The organism is Kitasatospora sp. NPDC086791 (genome assembly GCF_040685975.1).
In the GTDB taxonomy this organism is placed as follows: domain Bacteria; phylum Actinomycetota; class Actinomycetes; order Streptomycetales; family Streptomycetaceae; genus Kitasatospora.
Window position 1 is genome coordinate 1 of the sequence record NZ_JBFBOC010000067.1, and the last position, 3,169, is coordinate 3,169.

1 protein-coding gene is annotated in these 3,169 nt (G+C 74.3%); it reads right to left on the reverse strand.

The window, feature by feature from the left end; genetic code table 11:
* The coding region (locus tag AB0Q99_RS34210; protein ID WP_363578159.1) for an SDR family NAD(P)-dependent oxidoreductase at positions 1–3,166 on the reverse strand (3,166 nt) is incomplete at its 3' end.
* Positions 3,167–3,169 lie beyond the last annotated feature (3 nt).

Sequence of the window (3,169 nt, forward strand, 5' to 3'; positions counted from 1 at the left end):
CCCCGCCCGCCACCAGACCCCACAACTCCTGCGCCGACCCCACCCCACCCGGATACCGGGCCCCCAACCCCACCACCACCACCGGATCACCCGACACCGGAACCCCGACCGGCACGGGTGAGGCGGGGGCCTGGCGCCGGGCGCCGACCAGGAGGTCCCGCAGGTGGCCGGCCAGCGCGTCGGGGGTCGGGTAGTCGAAGACCATCGTCGCGGGCAGCCGTACCCCGGCGACCGCGGACAGGCGGTTGCGCAGTTCCACTGCGGTGAGCGAATCGAAGCCCAGGTCCTTGAAGGTCCGCTCGGCGCTGACGGCCGCGGTGTCGGTGTGGCCGAGGACCGCGGCCGTCTGGCCGGTGACCAGTTCCAGGACGCGGCTGTGCTGCTCGGTCTCGGGCAGGGCCGTCAGTTCCCTGCCCAGGCCCGGCCGGTCCGTGCGCCGGGCGGGCCTGGTACGGGTGAGACGGCTGAGCAGGGGGCGGGTGGACGCCGCCGACAGGTCGAGGTGTGCGGGGACCAGCGCGGGATCGGCGGCGCCCAGGGCCAGGTCGAACAGTGCCAGCGCCTGGTTCGTGGGCATCGGCAGCACGCCGGCGCGGGCGAGGCGCTTGCGGTCGGTGTCGGTGAGGTGTTCGGTCAGCCCGCTGGCCTCGGCCCATTGTCCCCAGGCCAGCGACACGCCCGGCAGGCCCAGGGCACGCCGGTGCACGGCGAGGGCGTCCAGGAAGGCGTTCGCGGCGGCGTAGTTCGCCTGGCCCGGGCCGCCCAGCACACCGGCGGCGGACGAGAAGAGCACGAATGCGCTCAGGCCGAGGTCTTTCGTCAGCTCGTGCAGGTGCCAGGCGGCGTCGGCCTTGGGCCGCAGCACCTGGTCGATCCGGCCGGGCGTGAGGGATTCGACGACGCCGTCGTCGAGCACGCCGGCCGCGTGCACGACCGCGGTCAGCGGGTGCGCGGCCGGGATCGAGTCCAGTACGGCCGCCAGCGCGTCCCGGTCGGCCACGTCGCAGGCCACCACCTCGGCGTCGAAGTCCACCTCCGCCGCGGTCCTGCTGAGCAGGAGCAGGTGCCGGATGCCGTGCCGGTCGCGCAGGTGCCGGGCGACGAGGCGGCCCAGTGTTCCGGTGCCTCCGGTGATCAGCACGGTGCCGTTCGGGTCGAGCGGACCGGGTGCCGGGGCCGCTTCGGCTCGTACCAGGCGGGCGGCGTGGGCCGCGCCGTCGCGGACGACAAGCTGCGGTTCGTCCCCCGCGAGGAGGACGCGGTCGTCGGTGTCGACGAGCACGAACCGGTCGGGGTGTTCCGCCTGGGCCGCGCGGACCAGGCCCCAGACGACGCTGGACGGCAGGTCGACGGGGTCCGGCCCAACCGCCCCGCGGGTCACGACGGCCAGCCGGCCGTCCCCGTCGCGCAGGAAGTCCTGGAGCACGCCCAGCGTCTCGGCGGCGACGGTGTGCGCGGCCGCCACGGGGTCTCCCGCCGGGGGCGTGACGTGGTGGACGGCCGGGGGTTCGCCGGTGCTCTCGACGGGCACCCAGTCGAGGCGGAAGAGCTGGTCGGTCCCGGCGACCGGCATGCCCGGCGGCCGGTGGCGCACGGTCAGCGCCTCGATCACCGCCAGCGGCCCGGATTCGTCGGCGAGCGCGACCCGGAAGGTGTCGGGGCCGGTGGGTGTGAGGCGGACCCGGGCCGTGGAGCCGGCTTTCCGCATCGACACCCCGGCGAAGGAGAACGGCAGGCGGCCGGCCGCCAGCAGGGTCAGCGGCTGGAGTGCGGCGTCGAGCAGCGCGGGGTGGAGACCGAAGCGGTCGCGGGTGTCGACGGGCAGCGCCACCTCGGCATAGAGCTCGTCGCCCTGCCGCCGGATCTCCCGTACGCCCGCGAACACCGGTCCGTACTCGTAGCCCTGGTCGGCGAGGGTGTCGTAGAAGTCGGTCAGGTCGACGGGCTCACCGGCCGGCTGCCAGGGCTCGCCGGTGTCGTACGGGTGGGGGCGGCCGCCGGTCGCCAGCATGCCGGTGGCGTGCCGCAGCCAGGTGCCGCCCGTCCGGGAGTGCACGGTGACGGGGCGTCGGCCCGTCCCGTCCGGTGCGCCGACGACGACCTGAACCGGCACGGAACCGTCGTCCGGCAGGATCATGGGGGCTTCCAGCACCAGTTCGTCCAGGACGTCGCAGCCGGCCTGCCGTCCGGCGTGCATGACGAGTTCGACGAACACGGTGCCGGGCAGCAGCACGGAGCCCAAGACGACGTGGTCGGCCAGCCACGGCCGGGTGGCCGTCGAGAGCCGCCCCGTGAGCAGGACGCTCTGGTCCCCGGCCAGTTCGACGACGGCCCCGAGCAGCGGGTGCCCGGCCGGATCCAGTCCCGCCGCCGACACGTCGCCCTTCGCGGCGGCGGGGTTCAACCAGTACGGCCGGTGCTGGAAGGCGTACGTCGGCAGCGGGACATGGTGGGGCTCGCCGGGGAAGACCGGCGTCCAGTCGACGGCCACGCCGTGCGTGTGCAGGCGCGCCAGGGCGAGGTGGAATTCCTGCCTGCCGCTGCCGCGGCGCAGCGTGCCGGTCACCACGCCGTCCATCACCGGCACCAGGACCGGGTGCGGGCTGACCTCGACGAAGACGGTGTGGCCGTGGTCGAGCAGCGCACGGGTGGTCTGGTCGAACAGCACAGGTTCGCGGAGGTTGCGGTACCAGTAATCGGCGTCGAGGGCGGAGGTGTCGACCGGTTCCGCGGTGACCGTGGAGTAGAAGGGGACGTCCGCGGTCCTCGGCTCGATCCCGGCGAGGTCGGTGACCAGTTGCTCGCGGATCGCCTCGACCTGGACGGAGTGGGCGGCGTAGTCGACGGGCAGACGGCGGGCGCGGACGCCGTCGGTCTCACAGGCCGCCAGCAGCTCGTCCAGCGCGTCCAGATCACCCGATACCACCACGCTGTCCGCCGAGTTGACCACCGCCACCGTCAGCCGGCCGTCCCAGCGGGCCACGAAGTCGGCGGCCCGCGCATGCCCGAGCCCTATGGAAACCATGCCGCCCCGGTCGGCCAACACCGCCAGCGCCCTGCTGCGCAGAGCCACCACCCTGGCGGCGTCCTCCAACGACAACGCCCCCGCCACGCACGCCGCCGCGATCTCCCCCTGCGAATGCCCCACGACGGCATCAGGCTCCACACC